This window comes from Jannaschia sp. GRR-S6-38 (assembly GCF_029853695.1).
Lineage (GTDB): Bacteria > Pseudomonadota > Alphaproteobacteria > Rhodobacterales > Rhodobacteraceae > Jannaschia > Jannaschia ovalis.
The window spans coordinates 3,099,278-3,113,448 of record NZ_CP122537.1; the positions used below are offsets into that span (position 1 = coordinate 3,099,278).

The 14,171-nt window shown below is 70.6% G+C and carries 13 protein-coding genes; 9 read left to right on the plus strand and 4 right to left on the minus strand.

What is annotated here, in order from left to right:
• Window positions 1-87: 87 nt before the first annotated feature.
• Together P8627_RS15970 and P8627_RS15975 are read left to right on the plus strand one after the other, a co-directional pair.
• Entirely contained in the window at window positions 88-519 is a 432-nt protein-coding gene (locus P8627_RS15970) for a hypothetical protein (RefSeq protein WP_279965243.1), read from the plus strand.
• A 67-nt stretch (window positions 520-586) separates the two neighbouring features.
• Window positions 587-1,672 carry an ABC transporter ATP-binding protein gene (locus tag P8627_RS15975; RefSeq protein ID WP_279965244.1) on the plus strand — a complete coding sequence of 362 codons (1,086 nt, stop codon included), beginning with the start codon at window positions 587-589 and terminating at the stop codon, window positions 1,670-1,672.
• Window positions 1,673-1,743: 71 nt separating this feature from the next.
• Here P8627_RS15975 and P8627_RS15980 read toward each other — a convergent pair whose 3' ends face one another.
• Window positions 1,744-2,310 carry a YcbK family protein gene (locus P8627_RS15980; RefSeq protein WP_279967501.1) on the minus strand — a complete coding sequence of 189 codons (567 nt, stop codon included), beginning with the start codon at window positions 2,308-2,310 and terminating at the stop codon, window positions 1,744-1,746.
• A gap of 284 nt (window positions 2,311-2,594) precedes the next feature.
• On the opposite strand from P8627_RS15980, the gene P8627_RS15985 reads away from it, so the two are divergent.
• From P8627_RS15985 to P8627_RS16000, 4 genes are read left to right on the plus strand one after another with little or no spacing between them, the layout of a single operon-like run.
• Window positions 2,595-4,166 (plus strand): L,D-transpeptidase family protein, encoded by a 1,572-nt coding sequence (locus P8627_RS15985; protein WP_279965245.1) that lies wholly within the window; start codon window positions 2,595-2,597, stop codon window positions 4,164-4,166.
• Between the two features lie 38 nt (window positions 4,167-4,204).
• The gene (gene lpxD / locus P8627_RS15990) at window positions 4,205-5,302 is read left to right on the plus strand and encodes a UDP-3-O-(3-hydroxymyristoyl)glucosamine N-acyltransferase (RefSeq protein WP_279965246.1); all 1,098 of its coding nucleotides are present in this window, start codon (window positions 4,205-4,207) and stop codon (window positions 5,300-5,302) included.
• Window positions 5,295-5,561: an acyl carrier protein gene (locus tag P8627_RS15995; protein WP_279965247.1), complete on the plus strand. Its 267-nt coding sequence runs from the start codon at window positions 5,295-5,297 to the stop codon at window positions 5,559-5,561. Before lpxD ends, P8627_RS15995 begins: the two co-directional genes overlap by 8 nt.
• The gene (locus P8627_RS16000) at window positions 5,558-6,766 is read left to right on the plus strand and encodes a beta-ketoacyl-[acyl-carrier-protein] synthase family protein (RefSeq protein WP_279965248.1); all 1,209 of its coding nucleotides are present in this window, start codon (window positions 5,558-5,560) and stop codon (window positions 6,764-6,766) included. Before P8627_RS15995 ends, P8627_RS16000 begins: the two co-directional genes overlap by 4 nt.
• 70 nt (window positions 6,767-6,836) lie before the next feature.
• Here the strand turns inward: P8627_RS16000 and P8627_RS16005 are convergent, their stop codons facing one another.
• On the minus strand, window positions 6,837-7,496 hold the full coding sequence (locus P8627_RS16005) for an invasion associated locus B family protein (RefSeq protein WP_279965249.1): 660 nt from the start codon (window positions 7,494-7,496) through the stop codon (window positions 6,837-6,839).
• Between the two features lie 393 nt (window positions 7,497-7,889).
• On the opposite strand from P8627_RS16005, the gene P8627_RS16010 reads away from it, so the two are divergent.
• From P8627_RS16010 to P8627_RS16020, 3 genes are read left to right on the plus strand one after another with little or no spacing between them, the layout of a single operon-like run.
• On the plus strand, window positions 7,890-9,434 hold the full coding sequence (locus tag P8627_RS16010; protein ID WP_279965250.1) for a helicase HerA-like domain-containing protein: 1,545 nt from the start codon (window positions 7,890-7,892) through the stop codon (window positions 9,432-9,434).
• The gene (locus P8627_RS16015; protein ID WP_279965251.1) at window positions 9,431-9,934 is read left to right on the plus strand and encodes a GNAT family N-acetyltransferase; all 504 of its coding nucleotides are present in this window, start codon (window positions 9,431-9,433) and stop codon (window positions 9,932-9,934) included. Before P8627_RS16010 ends, P8627_RS16015 begins: the two co-directional genes overlap by 4 nt.
• 49 nt (window positions 9,935-9,983) lie before the next feature.
• Window positions 9,984-11,549 (plus strand): acyl-CoA dehydrogenase family protein, encoded by a 1,566-nt coding sequence (locus P8627_RS16020; protein WP_279965252.1) that lies wholly within the window; start codon window positions 9,984-9,986, stop codon window positions 11,547-11,549.
• Between the two features lie 30 nt (window positions 11,550-11,579).
• Here the strand turns inward: P8627_RS16020 and guaA are convergent, their stop codons facing one another.
• Window positions 11,580-13,154 (minus strand): glutamine-hydrolyzing GMP synthase, encoded by a 1,575-nt coding sequence (gene guaA / locus P8627_RS16025; protein WP_279965253.1) that lies wholly within the window; start codon window positions 13,152-13,154, stop codon window positions 11,580-11,582.
• Window positions 13,155-13,200: 46 nt separating this feature from the next.
• Window positions 13,201-14,139: an ATP-grasp domain-containing protein gene (locus P8627_RS16030; protein ID WP_279965254.1), complete on the minus strand. Its 939-nt coding sequence runs from the start codon at window positions 14,137-14,139 to the stop codon at window positions 13,201-13,203.
• Window positions 14,140-14,171 lie beyond the last annotated feature (32 nt).

A 14,171-nucleotide genomic window follows, 5' to 3' on the forward strand; every position in this document is an offset into this window, starting at 1 on the left:
GGGGGGCGCGGGCGACCGCGCTCCCTTCGCGTTTGCCACCCCGCCGATCCGTGCTAACCGGGCAAGATCGATTTCGAGGGAGCGGACATGCGGCGCATGCATTTCTACGTCATGGGGTTCATCGCCCTGCTTTACGGCCTGCTGGGCATGGCCGAATACGTGATGATCTCCTACGGGCTGATCGACGGCTGGCTGGAGATGTATCCCGCCGACCAGATCGCGTTCCTGACGACGCTGCCCGACTGGGTCCACGGCCTCTGGGGTCTGCACGCGACGCTGGCGCTGATCGGGGCGCTGAGCCTGCTGGCGCATCTGCGGGCCGCGGTCTGGATGCTGGCCTTCGCGTTCCTGTCGCTGGTCGTGCTCTGCGCCTGGATGGTCTTCGTGGCCGAGCCGAGCGTCATCGCGCTGGTGGGCGGGGGCTGGCTGCCCTGGGTGTCGATCGGTCTGGTGCTGCTCTTGTCCTTCCTGATCTATCTCTACGCCCGGCAGGAGAAGCAGACCGGCGAGGTTCTCTGACCGGGTGGACCCCCGGTCGCGCGGCTGCTAACCGATCCCGACTGTAACACTCGGATATTCGCCGCGCATGATCCCACGGCTTAAGGCAGAGGGGCTGACCCGCATTTTGGGCGGCCGCCGCGTGGTCGACGGGATCGATCTGTCGGTCGCGGCGGGGCAGGTGACCTGCCTTCTGGGCCCGTCGGGCTGCGGCAAGTCGACGACGCTGCGGATCATCGCGGGCGTCGACCGGCAGGATGCGGGGACCGTCACGCTGAACGGCAAGGTCGTGGCGGACGATCACGTCCATATCCCGCCCGAGGATCGCGGCGTCGGCCTGATGTTTCAGGATTTCGCGCTGTTCCCGCATCTGACGGTGGCGCAGAATATCGGCTTCGGGCTGCGGCGCGACGGCGTCTCGGACGCGCGGGTGGAGGAGCTTCTGATCCGCGTCGACCTCGCGGGCTACGGGCGCAAGCATCCCCACGAGCTCTCGGGCGGCGAGCAGCAGCGGGTGGCCCTGGCGCGGGCCCTGGCGCCGCGTCCGGGGATCATGCTGATGGACGAGCCCTTCTCGGGTCTCGACAACCGGTTGCGCGACGGCATCCGCGACGCGACGCTGAACGTTCTGAAGGAGGAGGGGACGGCCGTCCTTCTGGTCACGCACGAGCCCGACGAGGCGATGCGAATGGCCGACGAGATCGCGCTGATGCGCGACGGGCGGATCGTGCAGCGCGCGGCGCCTTACAACATCTACAACGCGCCGGTGGACCGCGAGGCCGCGGCCTTCTTCAGCGATATCAACACGCTGTCGGCCGAAGTGAACGGCGCGCTCACGCATACGCCCTTCGGGCAGTTCCTGGCCCCCGGCCATGCCGACGGCACGATGGTCGACATCGTCTTCCGCCCGCAGCATGTCCGCCTGGATTTCGACCGCAACGGGCGCGGGCCGAGCCCGACCGAGACCGAGGGCACGCCGGCGCGCGGCACGGTCGAGCGGGCGCGGTTCATGGGCAAGGAGAGCCTGGTCGAGTTCGTGATGGATGACGGCCGGACGCGGGTGACGGCGACGGTGCCGGCCGTCTTCCTGCCGCGGGCCGGGACGGTCATGTGGCTGTCGATCCGCCGCGACCGCTGCTTCGTGTTCCGGCAGCCCGAGAAAGCCCACGCCTGAACGCCGACGGCCGCCCCGGGGCTGGGGCGGCGGTCACGTCGGGCGATCGGTCGGTCGGGCGGTGCCGCGGGTCAGCGACCCCAGCTGCGCACCTGGCCGCAATCGACATGGGTGAAGTTCGAGCCGGAATATTTTCCGACCCCGCCCGCGCCGCAGCTGGCCGCGGCGCGTGCCACCTGGCTGACCGAGCGGGAGCTGAGCCGCAGATCGGCGGCCTGACCCTTGAGGTGCAGCGAGTTGCGCGCCACCCCGCCCGACCGGCTGCGCAGAGCCGCGTTCGTCGCCGGCGAGCGATAGCCCGACAGCAGCAGGAACGGCTCGCGCGCGTCGACGAGGTTGTGGGTCGCGGCGATGATGTCGAGCGTGCGATTGTCGATCGGCTTGACCTCGTTGCGACGCCAGTCGCGGAAGAAGAAGCTGATCTCGTTCATCGCGTCGCGGATATACTCGCCCTCGATCCAGTAGATCGTGTTCATGCTCTCGCCGGTGCGGGCGTTGTGCATGCTGAGCCGGCGGACGTCGCCGGCGCCGCGCAGGAACCCGACCGCGTTGGCGTAGGTCGGTGCCGCCGTGACCGCCGTCGCGGCGAACGCACCGAGGAGTCCACGCCGCGTCAGAGCGGGCGCACGCGCCTTCATTTCGTGATGTACCACTGTTGCCCCATTCGTCTTGGACCGTCTTCGCGGCCTCAGGTGTCTCATCCCCATGTGACGGTCCTCATGTGGCATAAGTTTGGCGATTCCCCGATCCGGGTTGCCGGGCGGTGCACGATTTGGCGGGTTTCCGCCAATCGGACGATTTTCGGAAACCAATCTCCGACCTGTTGCAGGCCTGCCTAAAGCGCGAGGATTGGGAAAAGGTGAATGGACTTGAGGGACTTCTGCGATAGCGTCTTGCGGCGACCGACATGAAGGACCGCATCATGATCCTCAGACCGACCGCCGCGGTGCTGGCGCTGCTGCTGGCCACCGCGCCCGCCTTCGCGAAACCGCTGGTCACGCCCTTCAAGCAGGCGGTGGCCCAGGCCGCCGCGGAAGACGAATCGATCGCCGCCTTCTATCGCGCCCGCGATTTCGCCCCGATCTGGATGGGCGAGGGGGCCGAGCATCGGCGCGCGGCCTTCCTCTGGGCGTTAGACGCCGCTCATGATCACGGGCTGCCCGAGGGCCGCTATGACGCCGCGACGATCCGCGCCGAATTCGCCGCCGCAGCCACCGGGTCCGAGCGCGGCCTGCTGGAAGTCGAGATGACGCGGCGCTTCCTGCGCTATGCCCAGGACGTGAGCTCGGGCGTGCTGGACCCGCGCCAGGTGGATCGTGGGATCGTGGTCGATCTGCCGCGTCGCGACTGGCTGGAGCAGATCACCGCCTTCACCGAGGGCGACCCTTACGCCTTCGTGCAGGGCCTCTGGCCGACATCACCCGCCTATACCCGCCTCCTGCGCGAGAAGCTGCGGCTGGAGGAGGCGCGCGCCGCGGGCGGCTGGGGCGACGCGGTGCCGGGCGGCGGGCTCGAACCCGGCGACCAGGGCGAGGCGGTCATCGCGCTGCGCAACCGGCTGATCCGCATGGGCTATCTGCGTCGCTCGGCCGTGGCTGTCTACGACGCCGAGATGGAGGCCGCCGTGCGCGCCTTCCAGATCGATCACGGGCTCAGCCCCGACGGCCAAGCAGGCGCGGCCACGCTGGCCGCGGTGAACGTGCCGCTGGCCGACCGGATGGGCCAGATCCTCGTCGGGCTCGAGCGCCAGCGCTGGATGAACAAGGAACTGGAGCCGCGCCACATCCTGGTGAACCTGGCCGAGCAACACGCCTATGTCGTCGATGACGGCAAGGTCACCTTCGACACCGTCGTCGTGGTCGGTGCCGACACGCCCGACCGCCGCACGCCCGAGTTCAGCGACACGATGACCCATATGGTCATCAATCCCACCTGGAACGTCCCGCGCTCGATCACCGTCAACGAATACCTGCCCGTCCTGCGCCGGGGCGGGGCGCGGCACCTGCAGGTCTATGGCCGCAACGGCCCGGTGAACCGCGCGCTGATCGATTTCAGCCGCTACAACGCGTCGAACTTCCCCTTCAGCCTGAAGCAGCCGCCGGGGCCGAAGAACGCGCTGGGGCGGGTGAAGTTCATGTTCCCGAACCGCTACAACATCTACCTGCACGACACGCCGTCGCGCAGCCTCTTCGCGCGCGACCTGCGGACCTTCAGCCATGGCTGCGTCCGCGTGGCCCGCCCCCTCGAGCTGGCCTATCACCTGCTCGCGCCGCAGACCGCCGACCCCGTGGGCGACTTCAGCGCCGTCCTGAATGCCGGGCGCGAGCGGCGGGTGAACCTGGAGCAGCCGATCGGCGTGCATCTCGTCTACTGGTCGGCCTGGGTGACGCCCACCGGGCGCGTGAATTATCGCGGCGATCCCTATGGCCGCGACGCACGCGTGCTCGACGCGCTTCGCGCTGCCGGGGTGGAACTGGACGCGGAGCGGAGTTAAGTCGCCCCCGGAGGCAGCCGCGCCCCGGAGGAGCCCAGATGTTCACGCTTCAGCAGATCGCCGAGACGCTCGGCCGTCCCGTCGAGGGCGATGGCACGCTCCGCTTCGCGCGCGCCGCCGAGCCGGACGCGGCCGGGCCCGACGACCTGGCGCTGGCGATGTCGCCCGCCTATGGCGACGCGCTGCGCGCGGGCCAGGCGCGGGCGGCGATCCTGTGGGATGGCGCCGACTGGAAGGGCTTCGGGCTGAAGGGCGCGGTGCTCGTGCCGCGGGCGCGGCTGGCCATGGCCAGCATCACGGCGGCCCTCGATCCCGGGCCGCGCCTGCCGGAGGGCGTCCACCCCAGTGCGGTCGTCGATGCCAGCGCCGCGCTGGGCCCGGGCGCGCGGATCGGGCCCTTCGTGACGATCGGGGCCGATGTGCGCATCGGTGCGAATGCCCGGATCGGGGCGGGATGCGCCATCGGCGACGGCGTTGTCATCGGCGATGATGCGCTGCTGCAGCCCCGCGTGGTGCTGTGCGAGCGCGTCGTGATCGGCGACCGGTTCATCGCGCAGCCCGGCGTCGTGATCGGCGGCGACGGGTTCAGCTTCGTCACCCCCGAGGAGTCGGGCGTCGAGCGGGCTCGGAAGACCTTGGGCGATCAGGGTGATATCCGCGAACAGGCTTGGACACGGATCCATTCGCTGGGCGCGGTCCGCATCGGCGACGATGTCGAGATCGGGGCGAATACCACCATCGACCGCGGCACCGTGGCCGACACCGTGATCGGGCGGGGCACCAAGATCGATAACCTCGTGATGATCGGACACAACAACGTCGTGGGCGAGGACTGCCTGTTCTGCTCGATGGTCGGGGTGGCCGGCGGCTGCACCATCGGCGACCGCGTCGTGCTGGCCGGGAAGGTGGGCGTCAACGACAACATCACGGTCGGGAATGACGTGGTGGCCGGCGGCGGCACCAAGATCTTCACCCGCGTCGCGGCAGGCGAGGTGATCCTGGGCTACCCGGCCACGAAGATGGACACCAACATGGCGATGTACCGCGCGCTGCGCCGCCTGCCGCGCCTGTCGGAGCAGGTGGCCGAGTTGCGCAAGACCGTGGCCGGTCTGGTGCCGGGCAAGCGCGATGAGTGACGACACCCGCGCACGCGTTCACGCGATCCTGGCCGAGCAGGCGATGATCGACCCAGCCGACGTCACCGACGACCAGAGCCTCGGCGAGATCGGCATCGACTCGATGGGCGTGGTCGAGGCGATCTTCGCGATCGAGGAGGCGTTCGACATCCGCGTGCCCTTCAACGCGAACGCGCCCGAGGCCTCGGGCTTCGACATCTCGTCAGTGGGGGCGGTGGTCGATGCCGTGGCGCGGCTGAGGGCCGAGCAGGCCGGATGAGGCGCGTCGTCGTGACCGGCGCGGGGACGGTCAACGCGCTGGGCCGCGACGTGCCCGCGACGCTGACGGCCATGCGGGACGGGCGCTCGGCCATCGGGGCGCTGGAGCTGCGCGATCTTGACCGGCTGGACATCCGCATCGGCGCGCAGGTGAAGGGCTTCGACCCGGGCGCGCATTTCGACCGGGGCCAGCTGACGCTGTTCGACCGCTACACGCAATTCGCCGTGCTGGCCGCGCGCGAGGCGATGGCGCAGGCCGCGCCGGGCTTGAGCGAAGGGGACGCGCTGCGCGCCGGCGTGATCCTGGGCACCTCGGGCGGCGGGTTGCAGACCCAGGACGACAATTACCGCGCCGTCTACGAGGCCGGGAAGAACCGCGTCCATCCCTTCACCGTGCCGAAGCTGATGAACTCCGCCGCGGCCGCGCATCTGTCGATGGAATGGGGGCTGAAGGGGCCGTCCTTCACGGTCTCCTCGGCCTGCGCCTCGTCGAACCACGCCATCGCCCAGGCGGCGCTGGCGATCCGGGCGGGGCAGGCCGACGTGATGCTGACGGGCGGGGCCGAGGCGATGCTGTGTTTCGGCGGCGTGAAGGCCTGGGAGGGGCTGCGCGTCATGTCGCGCGATACCTGCCGGCCCTTCTGCGCCACGCGCTCAGGCATGGTGCAGGGCGAAGGCGCGGCGGTCTTTGTGTTGGAGGACTACGAGCGCGCCCGCGCGCGCGGGGCCGAGATCCTGGCGGAAATCGCGGGCGCGGCCATGTCGTCGGACGCCGCCGATATCGTGCAGCCCGCGCAGGACGGCGCGGCGCGGGCGATGGCGGGGGCGTTGCGCGACGCGGGCCTCGCCGCGGAGGATGTCGGATACGTGAATGCCCACGGCACCGGGACGACGGCGAATGACCGGGTCGAGACGGCGGCCATCCGGGAGGTCTTCGGCCCCGCCGCCGACCGGCTGGCGGTCAGCTCGACCAAGGCGATGCACGGCCATTGCATCGGCGCGACCGGCGCGATCGAGCTTCTGGCCTGCCTGATGGCGCTGCGCGAGGGCGTGATCGCGCCGACGGCGAACTGGCAGGCGGCGGACCCGGCTTGCGACCTCGATGTGGTCCCGAACACGGCGCGCCGGAGCCCGGTGCGGGCCTGCCTTTCCAACGCCTTCGCCTTCGGGGGCATGAACGCGGTGTTGGCGCTGAAAGCGGTCTGACCGGCATTCGCCCTGCGGCACGCAAAAGGGCGCCCGCTGGGCGCCCTTCCTGTGAAAGTATCCCCGCGCGTCACTCGGGGTTGGCGACCTCGATGGCGGCGTAGCCCGCGGTGAAGCCCGAGAGCGACATGGTCAGCTGCGCCGGCTGATCGGGGGCCAGCGCCGGCACGACGACCAGCGTCGCGCTGGCGCCGCGCTTGAACGCCTCGATATCGGCGGCGTTGAAGCCCATGCGCGAGTAGCAGCCCTGCGCGTCGCAGAAGCTGAACGGGTAGCGGCGCGGCTGGCCGCCATCGACGCTGAGCTGGACCTGCGCGGTCAGCAGCGTCTGCAGCGGCGTCAGAACGGTCGCGCCCGCGACCAGCTCGTTGCCATCGGGCAGGTCGAAGAAGTTGATATCCGCGGTCGGGTTGCCGTTCTGATCCTCGAGCCGCTGGAACAGCTGGCAGGGATCGGTCTGGCCCTCGGGGGCGCGCAGGCAGCGGACCTCCCAGGCGCCGTGCTCCTCGCGGACATAGATCTCGGGGCCGGTGCCGCCGGCCGCGCCGACCGCCTCACCGGTCGCCAGGCCACCGCCCGGCGCGGCCGGGGCCGGGGTCGGGGCGGGCTGTTCGGCGGCGGGCGCCTCGGCGGGGGCGCCCTCGTCCTGCGCGAGGGCGGGCATCGCGAGGGCGGCGGTCAGGGCGAAGATCGTCGCGAAACGGGTGGCGTTCGGTTGCAGGGCCATCATGTCGGCATCACTCCTGTCGGTATGATTTGCGCCGCTCTAGCACGGCTGCGCGGCGGGGTGCAGGGGGCAGATGGCGGGATCCTGCGCGGGCCGGAGCGAGGCGGAGCCCCAACGCAGAAAAGGACCCGTGAGAAGGTCCTTTTCCGTCTTCTTTCTCTCCCCGTCGGACTGGCCGACTTGATATGAGCGGGACCCTACGCAGGCCGCATCGAGCCGTCAACGCCCTTTTTTCCGGGCCCGGACCCACGGTCCGCGGCCGGAAAAGGGCCGCGCGACGGGAGCGTCGCGCGGCCAGTCGACAGGGAGGGAAAGAACGGCTGCGCGTGACGCGCCGCCGTGCGACCTGTTATGCCGTGCGGAGCATTAACACCGCGTAAACGGGACGGGGACGGCATGGACGACACGACGGGGATCTTCATCGGGGGCGGCGGCCCCGATTACGGCACGCCGCAGCACCTGCGGCTGGACTATGCCAACCGCCACGGGCTGATCGCGGGCGCCACCGGAACCGGCAAGACGGTCACGTTGCAGATCCTCGCGCAGGGTTTCTCGGATGCGGGTGTGCCGGTCTTCCTGTCGGACGTGAAGGGCGACCTGTCGGGCATGGCGATGCCGGGCACGTCCGAGCACAAGCTCCATGCCCCCTTCATGGAGCGGGCCGGCAAGATCGGGCTGCACCTCGCCTATCGCGAGGCGCCGGTGACCTTCTGGGATCTTTACGGCGAGCAGGGCCATCCGGTCCGAACAACGATCAGCGAGATGGGGCCGCTTCTGCTGGCGCGGCTGATGGAGATGACCGACGCGCAGGAGGGCGTACTCAACATCGCCTTCCGCGTGGCCGACGAGCAGGGGCTGGCGCTGCTGGATCTCAAGGACCTGCAGTCGCTGCTGGTCTGGGTGGGCGAGAACCGCAAGGATCTGAGCCTGCGCTACGGCAACGTCTCGACCGCCAGCGTGGGCGCGATCCAGCGCAGCCTGCTGCAGCTCGAGGGGCAGGGCGGCGCGCAGCTCTTCGGGGAGCCGGCGCTGGAGCTGGCCGACCTGTTCCGCCACGATCCGGACGGCCGCGGGATGGTCAACATCCTCGCCGCCGACCGGCTGATGGGCTCGCCGCGCCTCTATGCGACCTTCCTGCTGTGGCTGCTCTCGGAGCTCTTCGAGGAGCTGCCCGAGGTGGGCGACCCGGAGAAGCCGAAGCTCGTCTTCTTCTTCGACGAGGCGCATCTGCTCTTCGACGACGCTCCGAAGGCGCTGGTCGACAAGGTCGAGCAGGTCGCCCGGCTGATCCGCTCCAAGGGGGTGGGCGTCTATTTCGTGACGCAGAACCCCGAGGACATCCCCGAGGATATCCTGGGCCAGCTGGGCAACCGGGTGCAGCACGCGCTGCGCGCTTTCACCGCCAAGGACCGCACCGCGCTGCGCCAGGCGGCGCAGAATTACCGCGAGAACCCGCGCTTCGAGATCGAGGACGCGATTCGCGAGGTCGGGGTGGGCGAGGCCGTGACGTCGCTCCTGGAGCGGAAGGGCATTCCCGGCGTGGCCGAGCGCACGCTGATCCGCCCGCCCGCCTCGCAGCTGGGCCCGATCACGCCCGGCGAACGGCGGCGCGTGCTGGGCGGCAGCGGCATCGACGGCAAATACGAGGCGGAGGTGGACCGCGAGAGCGCGTTCGAGGTGCTGGCCGCGCGCGCCGAGACCGCCGCGAAGGAGGCCGAGGCCGCCGAGCGCGCCGAGGCGGAGGCCGAGACGGCGGAACGGGAATACCGCGCCGGGCGGCGCTACTCGGGCGAGCGGGTGGGGCGGTCCACCGCGCGCCGGTCGGGGCGGGGCGACAGCGTGGGCGAGGCCTTCGCCAAGTCCTTCGCGCGCTCGCTCGGCACGCGGGCGGGCCGGTCGCTGGTGCGCGGCGTGCTGGGCGGGCTGTTTCGCGGGCGATGAGCGTGACGCTGCGCCCGCCGCGGCCGCGGGACGGGATGGAGATCGGCGCGATCCATGCCGAGGGGCTGGCGACCGGCCATGCCTCGTTTCGCGACCTGCCGCATGACTGGGACAGCTTCCAGGACGCCTTCGCGCTGGCGCTGGTCGCCGAGCGCGGCGGCGCGGTGCTGGGCTGGGCCGGGATCTCGCCCACCTCGGACCGCGCGGTCTACGCGGGGGTGGGCGAGGTCAGCACCTATGTCGCGGCCGCGGCAGGGGGGCAGGGGATCGGGCGGCACCTGCTGGAACGGCTGGTGACCCAGAGCGAGGCGGCGGGCTGGTGGACGCTGGTCGCGCAGATCTTTCCGGAGAACACCGCGAGCCTGCGCCTGCACGAGCGCTGCGGCTTCGCGCGGCTGGGACTGCGCAAGCGGCTGGGCCGCATGTCGCACGGGCCGATGGCGCGGCAATGGCGCGATGTCGTGATGCTGGAGCGGCGCAGCCGCGTGGCGGGGCGCTGACGCGAGGCTTCGCTTGCCCGATCCGCGCGGCGGGGGCAGGCTTGGCGGCATGAACCACGAGGTCACGAACCAGCCGCCGCCCGTGCCGGACCTGGATCTGGCGGACGACGCCGCTTTGTGCGACGCGCTGGCGCGGGCCGGGGGCGACCCCGCCGCCCTGTCGTCGTTCGGGGATGCCGCGGGCCGGGCGGAGACGCGAGAGCTGGCGCGGCTCGCCAACGAGAACCGGCCCGTCCTGCACAGCCATGACCGCTACGGCCACCGGATCGACCGGGTCGAGTTCCACCCCGCCTATCACGAGCTGATGGGGCTGGGGCTGGAGACGGGTCGCGTCGCCGCCGCGGCCTGGACGGGCGAGGGACGGGCGGGCCATATCGCGCGGCTCTACCTGATGACCCAGGCCGAGGCGGGCGTGGTCTGTCCGATGTCGATGACCCATGCCGCCATGCCGGTGCTGGCGGCGGCGGGGCTGGAGGATTGGGCCGCGGGCGTCCGCGCCGCGCGCTACGACCCGCGCCACCTGCCCGCGCCCGAGAAGGAAGGCCTGACGCTCGGCATGGCGATGACCGAGAAGCAGGGCGGCTCGGACGTGCGGGCTAACACGACGACGGCGCGCCCCGATGGCGATTGGTGGGTGCTGGACGGGCATAAATGGTTCTGCTCGGCCCCGATGTCGGACGGGTTCCTGACGCTGGCCCAGGGCCCCGAGGGGTTGTCCTGTTTCCTCGTGCCGCGGGTCCTGCCGGAGGGCCGGGCGCAGGGCATGCGCATCATGCGGCTGAAGGACAAGATGGGCGACCGGGCCAACGCCTCCTCCGAGATCGAGTATCACGGCGCCCGCGCCATCGCCGTCGGCCCGCCCGGGCGCGGCATCGCGACGATCATCGCAATGGTGGCCGAGACGCGGCTCGATTGCGTGGCGGGGTCGGCCGGGGGGATGCGCGCGGCGCTGCGCGAGGCGCTCTGGCATGTCGCGCATCGCCGGGCCTTCCAGCGCCGGCTGATCGACCAACCCGCGATGCGGGTGCTGATGGCCGATCTCTGCCTCGAGGTCGAGGCGGCGGTGGCGCTGTCGCTGCGGGGGGCGGCCCTGATGGATGCGGGGGACCCGCTGGCCCGCGTCGCGGTGCCGGCGGCGAAATACTGGGTCTGCAAGCGGCAGGTGGGCGTGGTGCACGAGGCGCTCGAGGCGCATGGCGGCGCGGGCTATGTCGAGGAGGCGCCGATGGGCCGGCTGTTCCGGGCGGCGCCGCTCAACGCGGTCTGGGAGGGTTCGGGCAACGTCATCGCGCTCGACCTTCTGCGCGCGCTGCGGGATCCGGCCGTGACCGACGCCGTGGCGGAGCGGTTCGCGGCCCTGCGCGGTCTGCATCCGGCGCTGGATGCGCATCTCGCGGGCTTCGACCACGCGCCGGACGAGGCCGATGCCCGCGGCTTCGCCGAACGGCTGGCGCTGGGATTCCAGGCGGAGGCCCTGTCGGAGGGTGATCCGGCCGTGTTCGAGGCGTTCTGCGTCGCCCGGCTGGGCGGGACCGGTCTGGCCTATGGCGGGGCCGAGGTGCCGCATACCGAGCGGCTGATCGAGCGGGCGATGCCGGCGGCGGCGCTGGGCTGAGGGAGGAGGTCGCCGGGGCTCAGACCCGACTCATTCCCATTCGATCGTGCCCGGCGGCTTCGAGGTGATGTCGTAGGTGACGCGGTTGATGCCCGGAACTTCGTTGATGATCCGGGTCGCCGTCTCGCCGAGGAATTCGTGAGTGAATGGATAGTAGTCGGCCGTCATGCCGTCGACGCTGGTCACCGCGCGCAGCGCGCAGGCGAAGTCGTAGGTGCGGCCGTCGCCCATGACGCCCACGGTGCGGACGGGCAGGATGGCGACGAAGGCCTGCCAGATCTCGTCATAGAGGCCGTGCCGGCGGATCTGGTCGATATAGACGGCATCGGCGCGGCGCAGGATGTCGAGCTTCTCGCGCGTGATCTCGCCTGGGCAGCGGATGGCGAGGCCGGGGCCAGGGAAGGGGTGGCGGCCGATGAAGCTGGGCGGCAGGCCCAGCTCGCGGCCCAGCGCGCGCACCTCGTCCTTGAAGAGCTCGCGCAGCGGCTCGACGAGCTTCAGGCCCATCTTCTCGGGCAGGCCGCCCACGTTGTGATGCGACTTGATGGTGACCGAGGGCCCGCCGCTGAAGGACACCGACTCGATCACGTCCGGATAGAGCGTGCCCTGCGCGAGGAACTTCGCGCCGCCGACCTCGCCCGCGTGTTTCTGGAACACGTCGATGAAAAGCTTGCCGATGATCTTGCGCTTCGTCTCGGGGTCGGACTGGCCCTCCAGCTCGCCCAGGAACAGCTCGCGCTCGTCGGCATGGATCAGCGGCATGTTGTAATGGTCGCGGAACATGGTCACGACCTCGTCGGCCTCGCCCTGCCGCAGGAGGCCGTGATCGACGAAGACGCAAGTGAGCTGGTCGCCGATCGCCTCGTGGATCAGGACCGCGGCGACCGAGCTGTCGACGCCGCCCGACAACCCGCAGATCACCTTGGCGTCGCCCACCTGGTCGCGGATCGCCTGCACGGCCTGTTCGCGGTAGCCCGCCATCGTCCAGTCGCCGTCGAACCCGGCGATGCGGATGAAGTTCTCGTAAAGCCGCGCGCCCTTTGGGGTGTGATGCACCTCCGGGTGGAATTGCACGGCGTAGAAATGGCGCGCCGTGTCGGCGGTGATGGCGAAGGGCGCGCCGGGCGAGGTGCCGAACACCTCGAAGCCGGGGGCGAGTTCGGCGACGTGGTCGCCATGGCTCATCCAGACCTGTTCGCGGCCCGTGGCTTCCAGCCCGTCGAACCAGCCCTCCAGCAGGTCGAGCTTGCCCTCGGGCGACACCCAGGCGCGCCCGAACTCCGCGGTACCCTCGCCGCGCGTGACGCGACCGCCCAGCATCTGCTGCATGACCTGCTGGCCGTAGCAGATCCCGAGGATCGGGACGCCCAGCTCGAAGATCTCGGCCGGCGGGCGGGGTGAGCCCGCCTCGGGCACGGAGGCCGGGCCGCCCGAGAGGATGACGGCGCGGGGGGCGAATTCGCGCAGGCTCTCCGGCGTCACGCGCTGGAAAGGCCAGATCTCGCAATAGACGTTCAGCTCGCGCAGGCGGCGGGCGATGAGCTGCGTCACCTGGCTGCCGAAATCGACGATCAGGAGGCGCTGGTGTTCGGTGGCGGCTTGCATGGTGCTTGGTAGGAGGGGCGGCATCCGGGCGCAAGATGCCGCGGTTTCAGCGCGCCGCTTCGAGCTTTTCGAGGAAGGTTTCGGCGATCACGTCATAGGCGCCGAACTGGTCGAGCAGGGCTTGTCCGCCGAGGTCGGCGCGCAGCTCGTCGCAGATCGGGGCCGAGAGCGCGGCGAGGTTGCCGACATTGGCCTCCAGGCAGAAGAGCTGGCCGGTATCTGAGGCGCGGATGATGTCGGTCGCGATCACGGGGATGTCGGGGAAGGCCTTCGCAGCGCGCTCGCCCAGTTCCACCACCTCCGCCTCGGCCTCGAGGGTGCGGGACCGCGTGGCGGCAGCGTTCGAGGTGGAGACGCCGCCGACGATCCCGCGCATCGACTCCGGGTCGAAGGGCTTGGGCGCGGTCGTGCGGAAGGACACCACCGCGCGGCCGAACACGCAGGAGACGCGGACATGGGTCGGGCGCTTGCCGGTCGGGACGTAGCGCTGGACGATCGGCCGGTGCCCTGCGGCGATCTCCTCGGCATAGGTCTTGAGGAGCTTGGCGCGCTGGCCTGCGAAATCGGCGGTCTTCAGGCTGACGATGCCCTTGGCGCGCGAGGTGCCGGGCGCCATGGTCTTCACGGTGAGGTAGGGGCCGAACTGCGCGGGATCGGGCGTGAAGCTTTCGGTCAGCGGCGCGGAGACCGGCACCGGCAGGCCAGACGCGGCCAGATGCTTGAGGAGCGCGAGTTTCGTGGGGTTCGCGGCGACGTATTTCGGCCCCGGAACCCGCTTCAGCAGCCGTTTCGCGCCGGTCACGTTCAGCGTGACCGTCACGACCGGCGCGCGGAAGGGTCCCTCGAGCCAGGCAGGCGGGAAGGCCACGTCGAAGGGCTGGAACGAGACGAGCGGCGCGCGCCGGGCGATGCGGGCGCCGATCTCGTCGAGGTCGGTCCGGGTCACGCGCTTGGCGCTGTAGGGCAGGATGATCGTACCGGTCATACGGCGCAGCTTTTGCAGCTTGCCCAATCGGG

Coding starts and splice junctions, on each gene's coding strand:
- P8627_RS15970 (WP_279965243.1), top strand. CDS start 88: ATGCGGCGCATGCATTTCTACGTCATGGGGTTCATCGCCCTGCTTTAC.
- P8627_RS15975 (WP_279965244.1), top strand. CDS start 587: ATGATCCCACGGCTTAAGGCAGAGGGGCTGACCCGCATTTTGGGCGGC.
- P8627_RS15980 (WP_279967501.1), bottom strand. CDS start 2,310: ATGAAGGCGCGTGCGCCCGCTCTGACGCGGCGTGGACTCCTCGGTGCG.
- P8627_RS15985 (WP_279965245.1), top strand. CDS start 2,595: ATGATCCTCAGACCGACCGCCGCGGTGCTGGCGCTGCTGCTGGCCACC.
- lpxD (WP_279965246.1), top strand. CDS start 4,205: ATGTTCACGCTTCAGCAGATCGCCGAGACGCTCGGCCGTCCCGTCGAG.
- P8627_RS15995 (WP_279965247.1), top strand. CDS start 5,295: ATGAGTGACGACACCCGCGCACGCGTTCACGCGATCCTGGCCGAGCAG.
- P8627_RS16000 (WP_279965248.1), top strand. CDS start 5,558: ATGAGGCGCGTCGTCGTGACCGGCGCGGGGACGGTCAACGCGCTGGGC.
- P8627_RS16005 (WP_279965249.1), bottom strand. CDS start 7,496: ATGATGGCCCTGCAACCGAACGCCACCCGTTTCGCGACGATCTTCGCC.
- P8627_RS16010 (WP_279965250.1), top strand. CDS start 7,890: ATGGACGACACGACGGGGATCTTCATCGGGGGCGGCGGCCCCGATTAC.
- P8627_RS16015 (WP_279965251.1), top strand. CDS start 9,431: ATGAGCGTGACGCTGCGCCCGCCGCGGCCGCGGGACGGGATGGAGATC.
- P8627_RS16020 (WP_279965252.1), top strand. CDS start 9,984: ATGAACCACGAGGTCACGAACCAGCCGCCGCCCGTGCCGGACCTGGAT.
- guaA (WP_279965253.1), bottom strand. CDS start 13,154: ATGCAAGCCGCCACCGAACACCAGCGCCTCCTGATCGTCGATTTCGGC.
- P8627_RS16030 (WP_279965254.1), bottom strand. CDS start 14,139: ATGACCGGTACGATCATCCTGCCCTACAGCGCCAAGCGCGTGACCCGG.